Origin of the sequence: Glycomyces amatae, from assembly GCF_020991375.1 — a bacterium.
In the GTDB taxonomy this organism is placed as follows: domain Bacteria; phylum Actinomycetota; class Actinomycetes; order Mycobacteriales; family Micromonosporaceae; genus Glycomyces; species Glycomyces amatae.
On the sequence record NZ_JAJLQZ010000012.1, the window covers coordinates 158,175 to 171,814 of the forward strand.

Genomic DNA, 13,640 nt, shown 5'->3' on the forward strand with positions numbered 1-13,640 from the left:
CGAGCGTACGCGGAGCGGGCCCGCGGAGGCAACCGAATTACCGCGGGGGCGCCGCCGTCGCGGGGGTGTGGCCGGAGCGGTGGATCAGGCGCCGCTTCCTGCTCTGCGGCCTCGCGGATGCGGCGGGTCACCGCACGGCCGGGGGCTTGACGTCACGCCCCGCCGAGATCTCGATGCGGCGGACTATCGCACGGCCAGGGGCTTGACGTCGATGAGGAGGCCGTCGTCGCGGTGGAGGACCCAGCCGGCGCCGGGGCGCAGCGCCGCGGGGTCGTCGGGGCCGAGCGGGATCGGGTGCTCGTAGCGGGAGAGGTCGTGGCCGTCGCAGGCGGCGACGGCGACCAGGAGGGCGGCGAGCACGGCGCTCTCGGCGCAGACGACGGTGGTGCGGCGCGGGTCGGGCAGGGCGCGCAGGGCGCGGGCGGCGGTCCAGACGGCCGCGTGGGCGGGGCCGGGGAGCTTCGGGGCGGCGGCGCCGAGGTCGTCGGCGACGGTGACGCGCAGATCGAGGCGGCCCGCGAGCGGCGCGAGGGTCTCGGCGCAGCAGGCGCCGGGGCCGGCGAGGAGCTCGGTCGGGTTGTAGAGCTGGAGGAAGTCGGCGAGGGCCCAGGCGCGGCGGGACTGGGCGTCCGTGAGGCGCGCGCCGGACGGCCGGACAGGCGAGTCGGACGGCCTTGCGTCCGTGGAGGTCTCGGGGACGTGAACGGTTTCGGACACGTGGCGCAGGAGGATGAGCGCGGACAGCATCAGCGGCCCCCGTTCGCGAAGGGGCGGTGGGGAGACCGAGTGCGGGCAGCCGGGAGACGCATATTGAAGATGCTTCATCCATAGGTGAACGACAAGTGAACCCGGAGTTGGAGCGGAGGTGAACAATCCGCGGCAGACGGGCCCGGGGCTCCGTCCACCGGCTCCGGGCGGACCGCGCGAGCGGCGCCGGACACCACCCGCCGAGTCGGAGTCCCGCTGTCCTTCAGAGGGTCGCAGCGTCCGGATGCCCCAGGATCGGGACGGGGCCTGTTCGCGCGATCGCCGCTCAGGAACCACCCCGGCCCGGGGCTCGGGCTACGGCTGGTAGCGGAGGTCCTCGTACTCCTCGTGGCGCTGGATCCAGCGGTCGACGAACGGGCAGGTCGGGTAGGCCTTGACGCCCTTGGCGCGCAGGTCGTCGAGGGCGTGGCGCACGAGCCGGTCGCCCCAGCCCTTGCCGCGCAGGGACCGGTCGACCTCGGTGTGGGGCAGGACCGCGAAGTCCTCGCGGCTCAGGTACTCCAGGTAGCCGAGCACGGTCCCGGACTGGTCCCGCAGCTCGTACCGGTGCTCGTCGACATTCTCGACCACAGAAAGATCCGCCATGGCGCAACCATATCCAGTCCGGGGCGCCGCCAGCGAGGTTCGGAGTGCGCTCTCGCACACGTTCAGGCGGCGCGGGGCGCGCGCGCCCGGACGCGCCCCGGCAGCGCGGCCGAGACGGCCGCGGCGCCGACGCAGATGAGCGCGGCGGCGTTGAACACGTCTGCGTACTGGGCGGCGAGGGCGGCGCTCAGGGCCTCCTGGTAGACCGCGAGCCGCTCGGCGTACTGGGACTCCGAGACGCCGAAGGGCAGCGGCGTGTCGAGGTGGGCGGTGGACTCCTGGAAGCGGTGGAGGCTCCAGGAGGTGAGGGCGGCGACGCCGACGAGCATCCCCATCATGCGGGCGACGACGACCGCCGCCGACGCGGTGCCGTGGCTGCCTTCGGGAGTGGTGCGCAGGGCCGCCGAGGACAGGGGCGCGATCGTGGCGCCGAGCGCGGCCCCGGCGAGCGCGAGGCCGCCGGGGGCGACCTCGGGCAGGGACCGGGCGATCCAGACGTAGGCGGCGGCCGCGGCGGCGAAGCCGGCCAGGGCCGGGAGGCGCTCGCCGTAGCGGGAGGCGAGGGCGCCGCCCGCGAGGGCGCCGACGGGAAGCCCGGCCAGGAACCACAGGAGCAGGAGCGCGCCGCCGGCCGAGTCGCGGCCGAGGAGGGTCTGGGCGAGCAGCTGCACGTCGACGAGGGTGACCATGAGGACCGCGCCCGCGGCGAGGCTCGCGGCGAGCCCGGCCGCGAAGGGCCGCCAGCGGACCCCGGCGGGGTCGAGCAGGCGGACCGGGGAGCGGCGCTGCTGGAGGGCGAACGCGACGAGCGCGGCGAGACCGGCGGCGATCGCGGCAGGGCCCCAGGAGGGCAGGACCGCGCGTTCGGGGTCGGGGTTGTAGAGGCCGATGGTGAACAGCCCCAGGGCGGCCGCGAGGAGCAGGCCGCCGACGACGTCGACGCGTCCGGCGTCGCGCCTCGCGGTGCTCGGCGGCAGCGCGTAGTGGACGGCCAGGGCCGCGAGCAGCGCCAGCGGGAGGTTGATCCAGAAGATGCCGCGCCAGCCGATGAGGGCCGCGACGCCCGCGCCGAACAGGGGGCCGAGGACCGCGCCGAGCTCCTGGGCGGCGCCGACCCAGCCGAGGACGACCGGGCGGCGCTCGGCGGCGAACAGGTCGGCGGCCAGGGCCATGGTCACCGGCAGCAGGGCGCCGCCCGCGAGGCCCTGGAGGGCGCGCCCGACGACGAGCGGGGCCAGGTCGGTCGCGACGGCGCTGATGATCGAGCCGACCGCGAAGGCGGCCAGGCAGAGCTGGATGACGGGCTTGCGGCCGAAGCGGTCCGAGAGGCGCCCCAGGAGCGGCATCCCGGCGGTGTAGCCGAGGAGGTAGCCGGTGACGAGGGGCGTCGCCCGCTCCAGGTGGTTCACGGGGATCTCGAACTCCTGGACCATGTCGACCAGGACCGAGACGAGGACGTAGGCGTCGATCGCGCCGAGGAGGACGGCGGCGCCCGCGGCGCCGATCGCGAGCCGGCGCCGGGGGGCCGGCTCAGGGGGCTTCAATCGTCACCTGGTCGTCGAAGTCGGACAGGAGCATCGTGATGACCGCGTCGCCTTGGGTGAACTCGGCCTTGACGACGCGGGCGGTCTCCTGGTCGAACCAGACGGTCGCCTCGTTCCAGTTCCCCTCGGCGGGGATGAAGTCGGCGAACACGCTGGGTTCGAACACGACCGCGTACCGGTAGGTGTCGAAGCCGCTGACCACGTCGGTGTCCTGGGGCTCGGCCGAGTCGACCGCTTCGAGCAGCGCCGGGATGCCGCGGTCGGGGGCGAGCAGGATCGTCGGGTCGTACGGGAGCATCTCGTCGCCGACGGGGATGCGCTGGTGGCCGCCGGTGGGGCCCTTGACGTAGGCGTCCGGGCCGAGGATCACGTACTCGACCTCGAGGTCCATGCCGAGGGCGGTGATGGTGCCGGTGCCCTCGGCGGCGGAGTCGGCGGTGACGACCCCCTCGGCGGTCTTGACCGACAGGCCCTCCACGTCGCCTTCGACGGCGAGGTCGAAGCGGAGGGACTCGAGTTCGGCCATGGCCTCGGCGGCCTCGGGGATGACGTCCTCGGCGGGCGGGGTCTCCTCGCCGGAGCAGGCTCCGGCGGCGACGAGGACGAGTGCACTGAGCACCAGGGGCAGCGATCGCATGAGGCGATCCTATGCCGGGGCCGCGAAGGGGGGTCTGCCGGGGTCAGCCGCAGGAGACCGTCGGCCAGTTCCAGTTGCCGTTGGCCATGACGGTGATGCCGAAGTTGTTGCCGCTGCCGTTCGGCGTGCAGACCATCTGCGTCGCGGTCGGCCAGTTGGCGTTGCAGTTCCAGTAGCTGCTGACGCGCGAGCCGCCCTGGAGGTTCAGGACGACCCTCCAGTCGCTGGAGCCCGAGACGTTCACGTTGAGGTTGTACCGGTCGCCCCAGCGCTGGCCGGCCGACAGGGCCGCCGTGCAGGCGCCGCCGCCACCGTCGTCGCCACCGCCGTCGTCGCCTCCGCCGTCGTCACCGCCGCCGGTGCTGCCGACGGTGATGTTGGAGCTGCCGCTGGACTGGTAGCCCTCGGTGGCCATGACCATGTAGTAGTTGAAGCTGCCGAGGTTCATGCCGGCCCGGGCCCACGCGTCGAAGTGGGCGCCGGTGTCGATGGTGCCGGAACTGCGGGCGCCCTGGCGGACGCTCCAGTACTGCGCGAACGTCCTGGTGCCCTCCACCGACGGCTTGTCGTAGCGCATGGAGTGCAGGAGGTTGTAAGTGCCGCCGTTGATGTTGGCCGTGCCGCGGTTCGTAGCGCCACTGCTGGGGTTGTACGGGCCGTGGGATTCGACGATGTAGTACTCCACCAGCGGGTTCGCGGTCCAGCCGTAGAGGGCGAGGTAGCCGTTGCTGCCGTGGTTGACCCAGCCGTTGTAGTCCACGGTGCGGCGCCCGCCGTTGGCCCAGCCCTTGCCGCCGACCCAGTTGTTGACGTTGTTCCACTGGGAGCTGTAGTTGCCGCCCGAGCCCAGGGTCATCGAGGCCGCGCCCTGGGTGTCGGTCCAGAACGAGTAGTAGTACCCGTTGTGGGTGCCCTCCTGGTTCGTGGTGATGGTCTGCTGCGCGTTGGCGGTGCCGGGCGCCAGCAGTCCGGCGCCGGTGAACACCAGGGCGGCGCCGCCGCCGAGCAGCATGCTCCGGCGGCTGAACGGACCGGACGAATTGTCCTTGGACATCCTTCCTCCTTCTGAGGGGGTGAGGACCGGTCCGCGAAGCGACGGACCGCATCGAGAGACGTCTATCTCTTGCGATGACACCATCGTGGACCGCAAAGGAAGGGGTGTCAATAACTTTCGGAAAACTATCGGAACTTTATCGGTTTTCCCGCGAGCGACAATTGGGGCAAATACGCTGATCACAGGCGTGCGTATCCGACCTTTCGCAAATCGCGCCACCGCCGATCGCCGATATTTGGCAAACGGGGACCCTCTGAAATATCGAAACTTTCGGAAAGTATCAGCCAATGAAAGACCGCCGCGCGAGGCGCGGCGGTCATGGCCCCGAGGCGCACGGCGCCCCCTCGTGATGGTGAAGGAGCTCCGCTCTCCGGCGGGCCGAGGCAGAGTGCCCCCGGGCGGAATACCACCAAACCAGCGCGACCAAAGATCGTCGGCAGACTTGAGGTTTCTGACCAGTTCCCGGCATGCCCCCGCAACCAAGACTGAACACTGACGCCCATCCAGACCCGAGAGGGAAGCCCGTCACCCCCTGTCGCGTGTCACTTGTTAAGCATCCCTCAGCCCTTGGGGAGGAGAAGCGTGATGAGGGCCACCGCCCCCAGGAAGCAGCCGCCCGCCCAGGCCCCGGCGGTCAGCAGGGCTTGCGCAGGAGAGGCGTCATCCACGTGGGTGAGGAAGCCCGCAGCGGTGCCCACCAGCAGGGCGATGATCGCGCTCAGCGCGACCCACATGGGGAGGGATTGGCGGTTCATGAGCTCGGTCTCTCCTTTAGGCTTGCCCGTAGCGACGGGCCAGAAGCCCGGCGATTGAACTTTCACGCCGGGGGTGCGTAATATTATACCCATGGAGGACTTCGGGGCGCGCGTCAGGGCCGCGCGCACGACTTTGGGCTGGTCACAGGGAGAGCTCGCCCGGCGTGCAGGTGTCGGACAGCAGGCTGTCAGTGGCTGGGAGCGAGGGCGTACCCCGGACGGCGAGATGTTGGAGCGCGTCGCCGTGCTGCTCGGGCTCGAGTCCGTCGCGGCCCGCACTCCCGAGTCTGAGCTTGGACTCCCCCGGGTGACCCGGTTGCCGTTCGAGAACCTGGACGAGTATCAGTTCGAGTCGTTCTCCGCCGACTTGATCGCTGAGCTCTATCCGCGCGCGGCGGTCAACCGGTTCGGGGGTCGCGGCGAGACACAACATGGCATCGACGTCCGCGTAGTCACCGATTCGGGCGAACGCATCGGGGTGCAGTGCAAGCACATGCGCAAGTTCCACCCGGCGAGCTTCGATAAGGCGCTATCAGAACTCGATCGCGACGGGGCCGGGATCGACCGGTGTCTCCTGTTCCTTTCCTCATCCGCAACCGTCCGGGTTCAGCAGCGGGCCGCTTCGTTCCCTGATTGGCAGATCTGGGACGGGGATGTACTGGCCCGGAAGGTGCACGGCCTCCCGAAGGAAGCCGCTCTCCGAATCGTCGACCGCTACTTCCCTGGGCTTCGAGAACCGTTCCTGGGCATCAGCAAACCAAGCCCTTGGGAGCAGCCTGCAGACGCCTTCGACCGCTTCACACAAGGCGACCGATTCTCCCACCGGTGGACCCTCGTCGGGCGGTCGAGCGAACTGCGGGAGATCACGGAGTTCATGGTCAATGACGGCGAGCTGGGCCAACTTGGCATGATCGTCGGAGCGGCCGGAGTCGGCAAGAGTCGACTGTTGAAGGCCCTCAGCGAGAACCTCAGCAACGATCCGACGTTCACCATCCGGGTCGCGCCACGCGAACCGGTACGTCCTGAAGACTTTGCCCTACTCCCGGCATCGGGACGCCTGGTTCTGATCGTTGAGGACGCGCACGAGCACGGCGCCGGCCTCCGTCCGCTTCTGACCGGAGTACTAGGTGAGCACCCCGACGCCAAGGTAGTCCTCGCGACACGACGCTACGCGTTGCCAGAGATTCGGACCGTGCTCCGCAAGCTCGGGGTCGACGACGCGACCGTACCCACATGGGAACTGTCAGAACTGTCGCAAACCGAGGCCACTGCCCTCGCGACGGAGGCACTTGGCGGCGGGCATCAGCCGATTGCAGCACGTCTGGCTCAGGCTGTTCGAGACTGCCCACTCCTGCTGGTTGCCGGTGCGGTTCAGATCAGAGAAGGGCGCCTAAGCACTCACAGCTTGGGGTCCGACAACGAGATCCGTCGGCTCGTTGTTGACGCGTTTTTGCGGTCAGCAACCGCGGGTCGTGTGAACGAAGATCCCACCGTCATCGAGGTGCTTCGCGCAATTTCGCTGCTGCAACCGTTTCGCGAGAACGTACCAACGTTCCAGCAGGCGATCGCCGCGTTGACACGGCAGAGGTTCCACACCCTGACACCACACCTGAAAGCCCTGGAAGACGATGGTGTTCTGCTTCGCCGAGGGACAGCACTCCGGATCGTCCCCGATCTCCTTGGCGACATCATCCTGTCTGACGCAGCAATCCTGCACTCAGCAGTCGCTTCCACCGGCTTCCTGGAGGAGGCATACACGGCCGTCGGCCACGGGGAACCACTCCTCAACGCGCTCGCAAACGCCAGCCGAGTCGAGTGGCAGTGGAAGATTGACGAACCCAGGGCACCTTCGTTGATTGATGGTCTTTGGGAGTCGCTCGAATCGACTTTCAAGTCGGCCGAAGCCTCGGTTCAGGCTGAGCTTCTCCCGATGCTTCGCCGAATCGCGCCCTTCCAACCTGAACGCGTGTTCCGCCTGCTGTACTGGCTCCATACGAGCCAGCCGAGCGGTGCTCCTCGACTGGAACTGGCGCCCGTCCTAGAAGCTGTGACCTACGGCAACGCGAATATCGATGATGTGTGCGACCTACTGTGGGAACTAGGCCGGGACGACAAGCGACCTCTCAACTCGGCCCCCGAACACCCCTTGCGGGCACTCACCAACCTTGCCTCCTACAAGCTCGACAAACCGCTGGCGCATCAGGACGCGGTGATCAGCGCGGTACAGCGCTGGATTGCTGCAGACAGGTCGAGCTCGGTACATCGCCGGATGCCGTTGGAGTTGCTTGATCCGATCTTCGACGCCAAGGCAGAACAGGTAACCCAGGACGGATGGCGCCTGGTCATCTCGCAGCACCCCGTTCCCCACACACAGGTGCAACAGCTTCGACGGAAGGCCCTAGACCTGGTTTTCTCCGAGCTGGGATCGGGTGACCCATATCGTTCGGTCCCTGCCGCCGGCACACTCGAGGAAGCGCTTCGGCGATCCCGAGCGATCAGCGAGCAGTACACCCTCGAGATGCTGGAGGAACTTCGCGACCAGGTCGGTCAGACCTCCCCCGACCCGCTCACCGCCCTCGGGATCCAACATGCTCTGTACTTCCTCCGCAGTTTCGGCTCTGTGACGGCAAAAGCGCTGGTACACGAAGTCCTTGAGGCCCTTCCTCAAACCGAGGTATACGACCTTGCCCGCGTACTCCACAGCAGTTGGTGGTCCCTGGTAGAAGACGATCGGGACGGCGCTGCCCAGGAGGAAGCACAAGCACACTGGGACGGCGAACTCACTCGCGTTGCTGCCGAGGTGACTCAATGGCGTACGGAAGACCTCTATCACGAAATTGAGGCCTTGCTAGAGGTAGGTTGTGCTGTATTCGATCAGGGGGCGGAGCACGCTTCGCCATTTATCAGTAAATTGACTGAGAGCAATACATCATTTGCCGAGTACGTGTGCGCACGAGGAACGTCAGCCTCATCACGAGCAATAGAAATCATGCTACCGTCCTGCCTTGCCGTCTTGCTACGAAAGCACCCCGAAGAAGGTCGCATTCAAGCAAGGGACCTGATTGCGTCTCGTCAGGCAGGCATGGCACGAGCAGTGGCCGCTACGCTCGCCGATTCCAAGGTTGGCCCCTTGATTCCTCCAGCGGTATTGGCTGAACTCTGCCACGGGCTGGCCGACCATTCAGATCCGGTCGTACGACAGCTTGTTGCGCGAGCTGCCCGGAACTTGGCATCCAGCGACCGCTCGGAGGCCATCAAACTTGTTTCTACGATCCCGCTGCACGGATCGATCGTTGTTGCAAAAGAGTTGGCTCGAGCAGTGACGTTGTTCGGCTGGCTGAACTGGTCAGAGCTTACGCCAAACCAGTCTCAGCGAGTCCTCTCTCAGCTGGTTGAAGTTCCCCACTTCGAAGACTTCACCATTCAACAGTTGCTGAGAGAAATCGGAGTCCACGACAGCGCAGATGTATTGCGATTGCTGATTCGTCGAGTTGAACACTGGGAAGGCGTTCAGGACCGGTCAGCGTACACTCCCATCCCCTTCCATTGGAGCGTTCCGATGGACCGGGAGACCCATTCTTCACGGATAGAGTTGCTGACTGAGATCCATGGATGGGTGGCAGAGGCCGAATATAACACGCGATCAGCAGCACATCGCTCCTTCTACGGCCCGGACATTTTTAAGCTCGCTGCCGGTCCCTTCGACCACGACGTGCAAGACCTCCTTATTCGCTGGTTGCACAACGGGAATGATGCTGAACAACGAGCGGCTTGCATTCTTCTTCGAGCTGCTGATAAGGACCTGGTCTGGTCGGCCGTTCCCTTCGTGGTCGAGTCACTGCGTACGGCGGCACGATTGTCCGACGAGCTATTCCGGACAGCGGCAGGAAGCCTACAGTCCTCCCTCCACGGTGAGGCTCGAATCCGAACCACTGGAAAGCCGGACTCCGAGGACATCGAAATCCGAGACCGCGCCAGTGCAATCATTGCCTCACTTGAACCCGGCTCGCCCGAGGAACGCTTCTATACGTCGCTCAAAGACGCCGCCGAACGCTCAATCGTTTGGGTCACTGAGACCGATCTAGACCGGCGTCCCGATGGCCGCAACTGGTAAGACCTAATTTCTTCACCTGGTTGTGACTAGGCGTTGTCCCGTAAATTGACTGTCTGCCTGTTCCGTTGCAGTGCTCGCGGCTGTCAGTCTTCGAGGATGAGGTTGTGGAGCCGTGCGATGCCGGCCATCGCATCGGCGGATCCATGACCGCGCAGTCGGCAGTCGCGCAGCACTTTCCAGACCTTCATCTTCGCGAAGGTTGGTCGGAACCAGAGTGCCGTCGACGATCAACACCGTCTCCGGCGCATACCGCTGCCGGGGTCGGAGCGCGAGTTTCGGCGCAAGGTCATCGATGATCCGGTCGGCAGCCGACTTCGACGTGCCGAACAACGCCGCGATCTGGCGCATCGTGAGGTTGGTACGCCAGTAAGCCGCGACCAGCAGCACTCGATCCTCGAAGGTGAGTTTCCAAGGTCGGCCCCGGAGCGCAGGATCGGCGCCATCGCGGCGAAGCTGGCGGACCAGCTTGGCGAACCGGCCAGGACTCAGCCCGCTGAACAGAAGCACCATCGATTCGTCCCTCGCCGCGATCACTCCTGACACAACATCATGATCTATTGCGTTCCAACGGCATCCGATTCGGGAGGTTCGAGATGAGCGAGCGGTCGCACGCTCACCAGGCGAGATACCCGTTCGATCTGCAGGATGTCTGTGAGAACCTGTCGCGATGAGTACGTATAGCGAGGTTGAGGTGGGCGAGCAACTGCATCAGCGCGGCTGGCGGAAGGCGTTCACCGTCGCTGAGATGGTCGACAAGTGGGAGCGGCTGGTGGGCGAGGTCGAACAGGGCTACCGCCACACCATCCACGAGTACACCAACGACCTCTACAGCCGGAACTGGCTCCGGGAGGCATCCGGGCTGCTCCACGACTTCGTCGTCCAGGATTGGACACCACGGCTGATGGCCCTGGACAACCGCTTCACGGCCGCGACCATCGCCGACGACGGCGCAGCGCTCTCCCAGTTCCATAAGCTCCGCGAGCCCGACTGGTGGTGGTGGCGCCGGTATCCCCGCATCCTCACCGGACCGCTGGGGAAGTCGCTGCGCGATGCTGGCGCCACCGGAAGCCCCCCAGAAGCGCACTGACCAAGGCCCCACCCACCGCTTACGGGACAACCCTTAGCGCTATTCCGATCGGCCCCGCATTCACTAGAAAACCTCGCACTCCGGAGAAATCTATCTATCATTTGAATTAGCGACGAAAGCCTCATGCGTCCCGAGGTGAGTTAACATGAATTCTCCGACATATGAACACAAAACCGTCATGGTCCCCAAACCTACTACGAAGTGGACCGGTGGGCTTGATTACCGCAAGCGCGAACAGGCCATCCGTCAATACACGGCGCAAGGCTGGGAAGTCGTGCAATTTCGGGCCACATTCGGCCGCAAAGAACAAGTTGAGCTGCGTCGAGCAGTGGCCCGCTCAGGGCTAGGCTCCGATTCAAGCTCGACTCCGAACGGCAACACCGAGTCCTCGAACATAGACGAGCTTTCCAAACTTGCGGACCTATTGGACCGCGGGCTCATCACTCGAGACGACTTCGATCGGCACAAGCAACGACTCCTTGGAGCATGAGCGACGCCTTCCCGGACCTCGCCGTCGATGCCTGAGAGCGGCTTCGCCGGAACAGGAGGACGACTTCGCTGCCATCCGTCGCCTTCTCGACCCGGTCGCCGAGCTGCCGCCCGTCGCGGTTCGCAGTGAAACGCAGGTGATCGCGACGTTCAAGCAGTGGCTTGTCCATCGCGGGCAGACAATCATGGCACCGGCCGACCATCGGATTGACATCGAAGCCGTCTGAGGAGGATAGGGGTCATCGGGGCAGCCGAGGGCCACATGGCAAACGCGGGCTTGGACATCGACACCGGCTACGGCTAACTCCTGCACCGCATGACCACACACTCTGCCCAGACTCGATACGCCCTCATCGTTCTCACCGACACATTCCGGGCCGCGCAACGTGCCCCCCGGATCCGCCAGATGCTCAAAATTGAGGTGTACGAGGTCACCATGGACGCCACCGTGACACCTCACGCCGACTGAACTCGAAGCCATACCAGACCGGTCGCAGCTCGGGAGTTCTCATGCGCAACCAGTCAGCACTGCACTTTGAGGCCTCGTCTCGGGAGCATCCTGAATGCGAAGAGTGGCAGCACTGCCGTTGGAAATGTGTGACGCCGCAGCCTTCGGAATAGGACGCATGATTCAGGAGACCGAGGGAATATCCTCGACGGAATTGTGGTGCGCTAGCATGCACGCATATATTGTCCCCGATGCCAAGGAGTTCGTAATGGCCAAGAAAACCCGGGTCCTGCTGGTCGATGACATCGACGGGGGCAATGCCGACGAGACGGTCAAGTTCGCGATCGACGGGAACGCCTACGAGATCGACCTCTCTGCCGCGCATGCCAAGGAACTGCGTGATGCGCTGGTGAAGTTCCAGGAGGCCGGAACCCGGCTGGGTCGCTACAGCCTCGGCACCGGCCGCGGACCCATCCGCGCTACCGCACCCCGCGCGACAGTGGACCGCGAGCAGAACAAGGCGATCCGAGAATGGGCCGAAGCCAACGGCAAGCACGTCTCGCCGCGCGGCCGCATCCCCGCCGCGATCGTCGAGGAGTACCAGGCCGCCCACAAATAACTGCATCCCGCCTCCACCTCGCCCGGCCATGCCGGGCGAGGAGCTTCAGTCCGTGCCATCGCCGTCGCCGTCATTGGAAGGCTCGGTAGCTCGGTCTAGGTCTGGAGAGGTCTCGGTCAGCCGGTTTGGATGTAGTAGACCGGGCCGGTGAGGTCCTCGGCAACGCTGACGTAGAACAGCAGACCCGCGGTATCGGTGATATCGGCTGGGATCTCTGCGCAGGCAGTACCGGTAGCGGTGCCGCCGTTCTCCACGTCAGGGGCATCAGCCCAGTACCCGGGCAAGGTCGCTTCGCAGTCCTCGGGGTAGAACGCCCCATCGGCCCAGATACCCACTTCGATCTCGAAGACCATCGAGACGATCCCGGTACCGGTGTAGGTGCCGGTGACGTCGTAGGTGACGATCTGGCGATCGGCGGGCAGCTCTCCCCAGATGTCCGGATCTCCAGCTGATATCGCATCGAGCCGGAGGTTCGAGGGCGTGATCTGCCAGTTGCCGATCTCGGCTGTCGAGCCAGCCGGGAGGGGCGCTGTCGAGCTGGTGCCGTCGGTCGGGACTTCCTCGGGCGCGTCGGGGTCAATCGCAATGAACGTGCGAGCCTGATTGCTGTCGAGTTGCTCGAGGTAGGGGACGACGTCGCCGACGCCGGTCGGGATCTCGATGCAAATGGTGCCTGAGACGGCCTTGCCGCTCGATACTTCAGGGGTCTCGTAGATGTCGTCAACGGTGGTGGCCGGGCAGGGCAGGTAGAACGCACCGTCGGCCCAGGCGCCGAAGGTGAACTCGTACCAGAGCGCGCTCGAGCCGGCGCCATTGTATGTGGCCTCGATGGCGAACGTCGCGAACGAGTTGCCCGGGGAGGGTCCGATGCCGTAGCCGTACGGGTCGGATTCGAGGACCTCGTCGGTCACGTCGAACCTGAGATTGCTCAGGCGCACGCTCCAGTCGGCCACCTCGACCTCAGTACCGGGCGGGTACGGGTCTTCAGGGCGCGAGCCCGGGGCCGCTCCCGCGGTCGCCGACTCGGACGAGCTGTTCCCTGCGGGGTCGCTGGTGTCAGCGCTGCAGCCGAAAGCCGCGGCAGCGACCGTGAGGGCTGCTATCGCCGCGCCGGCGAGACGCGGTGCATAGACCGGTTGCGAGGGCATGATGTGCTCCTGACGAGCCCTGCGGCGGAATCTCGCCGCAGGTCGCACCAGATTGCGTTCCACTGAGAGAAAAATCTGGGCCTAGGACAAATCTACGCCTCCGGGGCCTGATCCAGTGGCGTTCTCGCATTTGCACGGCTCGACTTGCCCCTGGCCCTTCGTGCCCGCGCCGCTCGCGTGCGGGAGGAGTCCGTTGCTGGGCTGGAGGCTGATAATCAACGCTCGGCCACTGAACTCGCGCGTGCACCGGTACCGCCGGGAGGATTGAATTCTCCCAAGCGGTCAACCCACGCCTGCGGAGCGACGTCGCAGCGAGCCAGGAACTCTATGTTCCACGCTCTTGGACCTTGGACTGCAACCGCTGCCGGCTGCGTGCCTGGACGAGGACACAC

At 65.9% G+C, this 13,640-nt stretch carries 13 protein-coding genes and 2 pseudogenes; 7 read left to right on the forward strand and 8 right to left on the reverse strand.

Annotated elements, in window-relative coordinates; genetic code table 11:
- Window positions 1-183: 183 nt before the first annotated feature.
- The 6 genes from LO763_RS18605 to LO763_RS18630 form a co-directional block, all read right to left on the reverse strand.
- Window positions 184-747, reverse strand: coding sequence for a hypothetical protein (locus tag LO763_RS18605; RefSeq protein ID WP_230787091.1), 564 nt, complete (start codon window positions 745-747; stop codon window positions 184-186).
- 315 nt (window positions 748-1,062) lie between these two features.
- Window positions 1,063-1,353, reverse strand: a complete 291-nt coding sequence (locus tag LO763_RS18610; protein WP_230787093.1) for a GNAT family N-acetyltransferase — start codon at window positions 1,351-1,353, stop codon at window positions 1,063-1,065.
- A 62-nt stretch (window positions 1,354-1,415) separates the two neighbouring features.
- Window positions 1,416-2,897, reverse strand: coding sequence for an MFS transporter (locus LO763_RS18615; RefSeq protein ID WP_230787095.1), 1,482 nt, complete (start codon window positions 2,895-2,897; stop codon window positions 1,416-1,418).
- On the reverse strand, window positions 2,884-3,534 hold the full coding sequence (locus LO763_RS18620; protein WP_230787102.1) for an LppX_LprAFG lipoprotein: 651 nt from the start codon (window positions 3,532-3,534) through the stop codon (window positions 2,884-2,886). Before LO763_RS18620 ends, LO763_RS18615 begins: the two co-directional genes overlap by 14 nt.
- Window positions 3,535-3,577: 43 nt before the next feature.
- Window positions 3,578-4,588, reverse strand: coding sequence for a glycoside hydrolase family 11 protein (locus LO763_RS18625; RefSeq protein ID WP_230787103.1), 1,011 nt, complete (start codon window positions 4,586-4,588; stop codon window positions 3,578-3,580).
- Between the two features lie 560 nt (window positions 4,589-5,148).
- The gene (locus LO763_RS18630) at window positions 5,149-5,343 is read right to left on the reverse strand and encodes a hypothetical protein (protein ID WP_230787105.1); all 195 of its coding nucleotides are present in this window, start codon (window positions 5,341-5,343) and stop codon (window positions 5,149-5,151) included.
- A 91-nt stretch (window positions 5,344-5,434) separates the two neighbouring features.
- On the opposite strand from LO763_RS18630, the gene LO763_RS18635 reads away from it, so the two are divergent.
- Window positions 5,435-9,457, forward strand: a complete 4,023-nt coding sequence (locus tag LO763_RS18635) for a helix-turn-helix domain-containing protein (RefSeq protein WP_230787107.1) — start codon at window positions 5,435-5,437, stop codon at window positions 9,455-9,457.
- Between the two features lie 201 nt (window positions 9,458-9,658).
- Here LO763_RS18635 and LO763_RS18640 read toward each other — a convergent pair.
- A pseudogene (locus LO763_RS18640) lies at window positions 9,659-10,000 on the reverse strand (helix-turn-helix domain-containing protein); the annotation flags it as partial.
- Between the two features lie 148 nt (window positions 10,001-10,148).
- Here LO763_RS18640 and LO763_RS18645 point away from each other — a divergent pair.
- The 5 genes from LO763_RS18645 (at window position 10,149) to LO763_RS18660 (ending at window position 12,100) form a co-directional block, all read left to right on the forward strand.
- Window positions 10,149-10,544 carry a hypothetical protein gene (locus LO763_RS18645; protein ID WP_230787109.1) on the forward strand — a complete coding sequence of 132 codons (396 nt, stop codon included), beginning with the start codon at window positions 10,149-10,151 and terminating at the stop codon, window positions 10,542-10,544.
- 178 nt (window positions 10,545-10,722) lie between these two features.
- Window positions 10,723-11,034: an SHOCT domain-containing protein gene (locus LO763_RS29990; RefSeq protein WP_369432030.1), complete on the forward strand. Its 312-nt coding sequence runs from the start codon at window positions 10,723-10,725 to the stop codon at window positions 11,032-11,034.
- Window positions 11,024-11,260 (forward strand): hypothetical protein, encoded by a 237-nt coding sequence (locus LO763_RS18650; protein ID WP_230787111.1) that lies wholly within the window; start codon window positions 11,024-11,026, stop codon window positions 11,258-11,260. The genes LO763_RS29990 and LO763_RS18650 overlap by 11 nt, the downstream gene beginning before the upstream one ends.
- 89 nt (window positions 11,261-11,349) lie before the next feature.
- Window positions 11,350-11,502: a hypothetical protein gene (locus tag LO763_RS18655; RefSeq protein ID WP_230787113.1), complete on the forward strand. Its 153-nt coding sequence runs from the start codon at window positions 11,350-11,352 to the stop codon at window positions 11,500-11,502.
- Between the two features lie 247 nt (window positions 11,503-11,749).
- Entirely contained in the window at window positions 11,750-12,100 is a 351-nt protein-coding gene (locus LO763_RS18660; RefSeq protein ID WP_230787115.1) for a histone-like nucleoid-structuring protein Lsr2, read from the forward strand.
- A gap of 116 nt (window positions 12,101-12,216) precedes the next feature.
- Here the strand turns inward: LO763_RS18660 and LO763_RS18665 are convergent, their stop codons facing one another.
- A complete protein-coding gene (locus tag LO763_RS18665) occupies window positions 12,217-13,248 on the reverse strand; it encodes a hypothetical protein (RefSeq protein ID WP_230787117.1) in 1,032 nt (343 codons plus the stop codon).
- Between the two features lie 236 nt (window positions 13,249-13,484).
- Between LO763_RS18665 and LO763_RS30285 the strand changes: the two are divergent.
- Window positions 13,485-13,640 (forward strand): annotated as a pseudogene (locus LO763_RS30285) (IS701 family transposase); the annotation flags it as partial.

What these genes read in the sequence shown, in the direction of transcription:
- LO763_RS18620 (WP_230787102.1), bottom strand. Translation starts at nt 3,534, where the DNA reads ATGCGATCGCTGCCCCTGGTGCTCAGTGCACTCGTCCTCGTCGCCGCC.
- LO763_RS18665 (WP_230787117.1), bottom strand. Translation starts at nt 13,248, where the DNA reads ATGCCCTCGCAACCGGTCTATGCACCGCGTCTCGCCGGCGCGGCGATA.
- LO763_RS18635 (WP_230787107.1), top strand. Translation starts at nt 5,435, where the DNA reads ATGGAGGACTTCGGGGCGCGCGTCAGGGCCGCGCGCACGACTTTGGGC.
- LO763_RS18605 (WP_230787091.1), bottom strand. Translation starts at nt 747, where the DNA reads ATGCTGTCCGCGCTCATCCTCCTGCGCCACGTGTCCGAAACCGTTCAC.
- LO763_RS18610 (WP_230787093.1), bottom strand. Translation starts at nt 1,353, where the DNA reads ATGGCGGATCTTTCTGTGGTCGAGAATGTCGACGAGCACCGGTACGAG.
- LO763_RS18655 (WP_230787113.1), top strand. Translation starts at nt 11,350, where the DNA reads ATGACCACACACTCTGCCCAGACTCGATACGCCCTCATCGTTCTCACC.
- LO763_RS18660 (WP_230787115.1), top strand. Translation starts at nt 11,750, where the DNA reads ATGGCCAAGAAAACCCGGGTCCTGCTGGTCGATGACATCGACGGGGGC.
- LO763_RS29990 (WP_369432030.1), top strand. Translation starts at nt 10,723, where the DNA reads ATGGTCCCCAAACCTACTACGAAGTGGACCGGTGGGCTTGATTACCGC.
- LO763_RS18630 (WP_230787105.1), bottom strand. Translation starts at nt 5,343, where the DNA reads ATGAACCGCCAATCCCTCCCCATGTGGGTCGCGCTGAGCGCGATCATC.
- LO763_RS18625 (WP_230787103.1), bottom strand. Translation starts at nt 4,588, where the DNA reads ATGTCCAAGGACAATTCGTCCGGTCCGTTCAGCCGCCGGAGCATGCTG.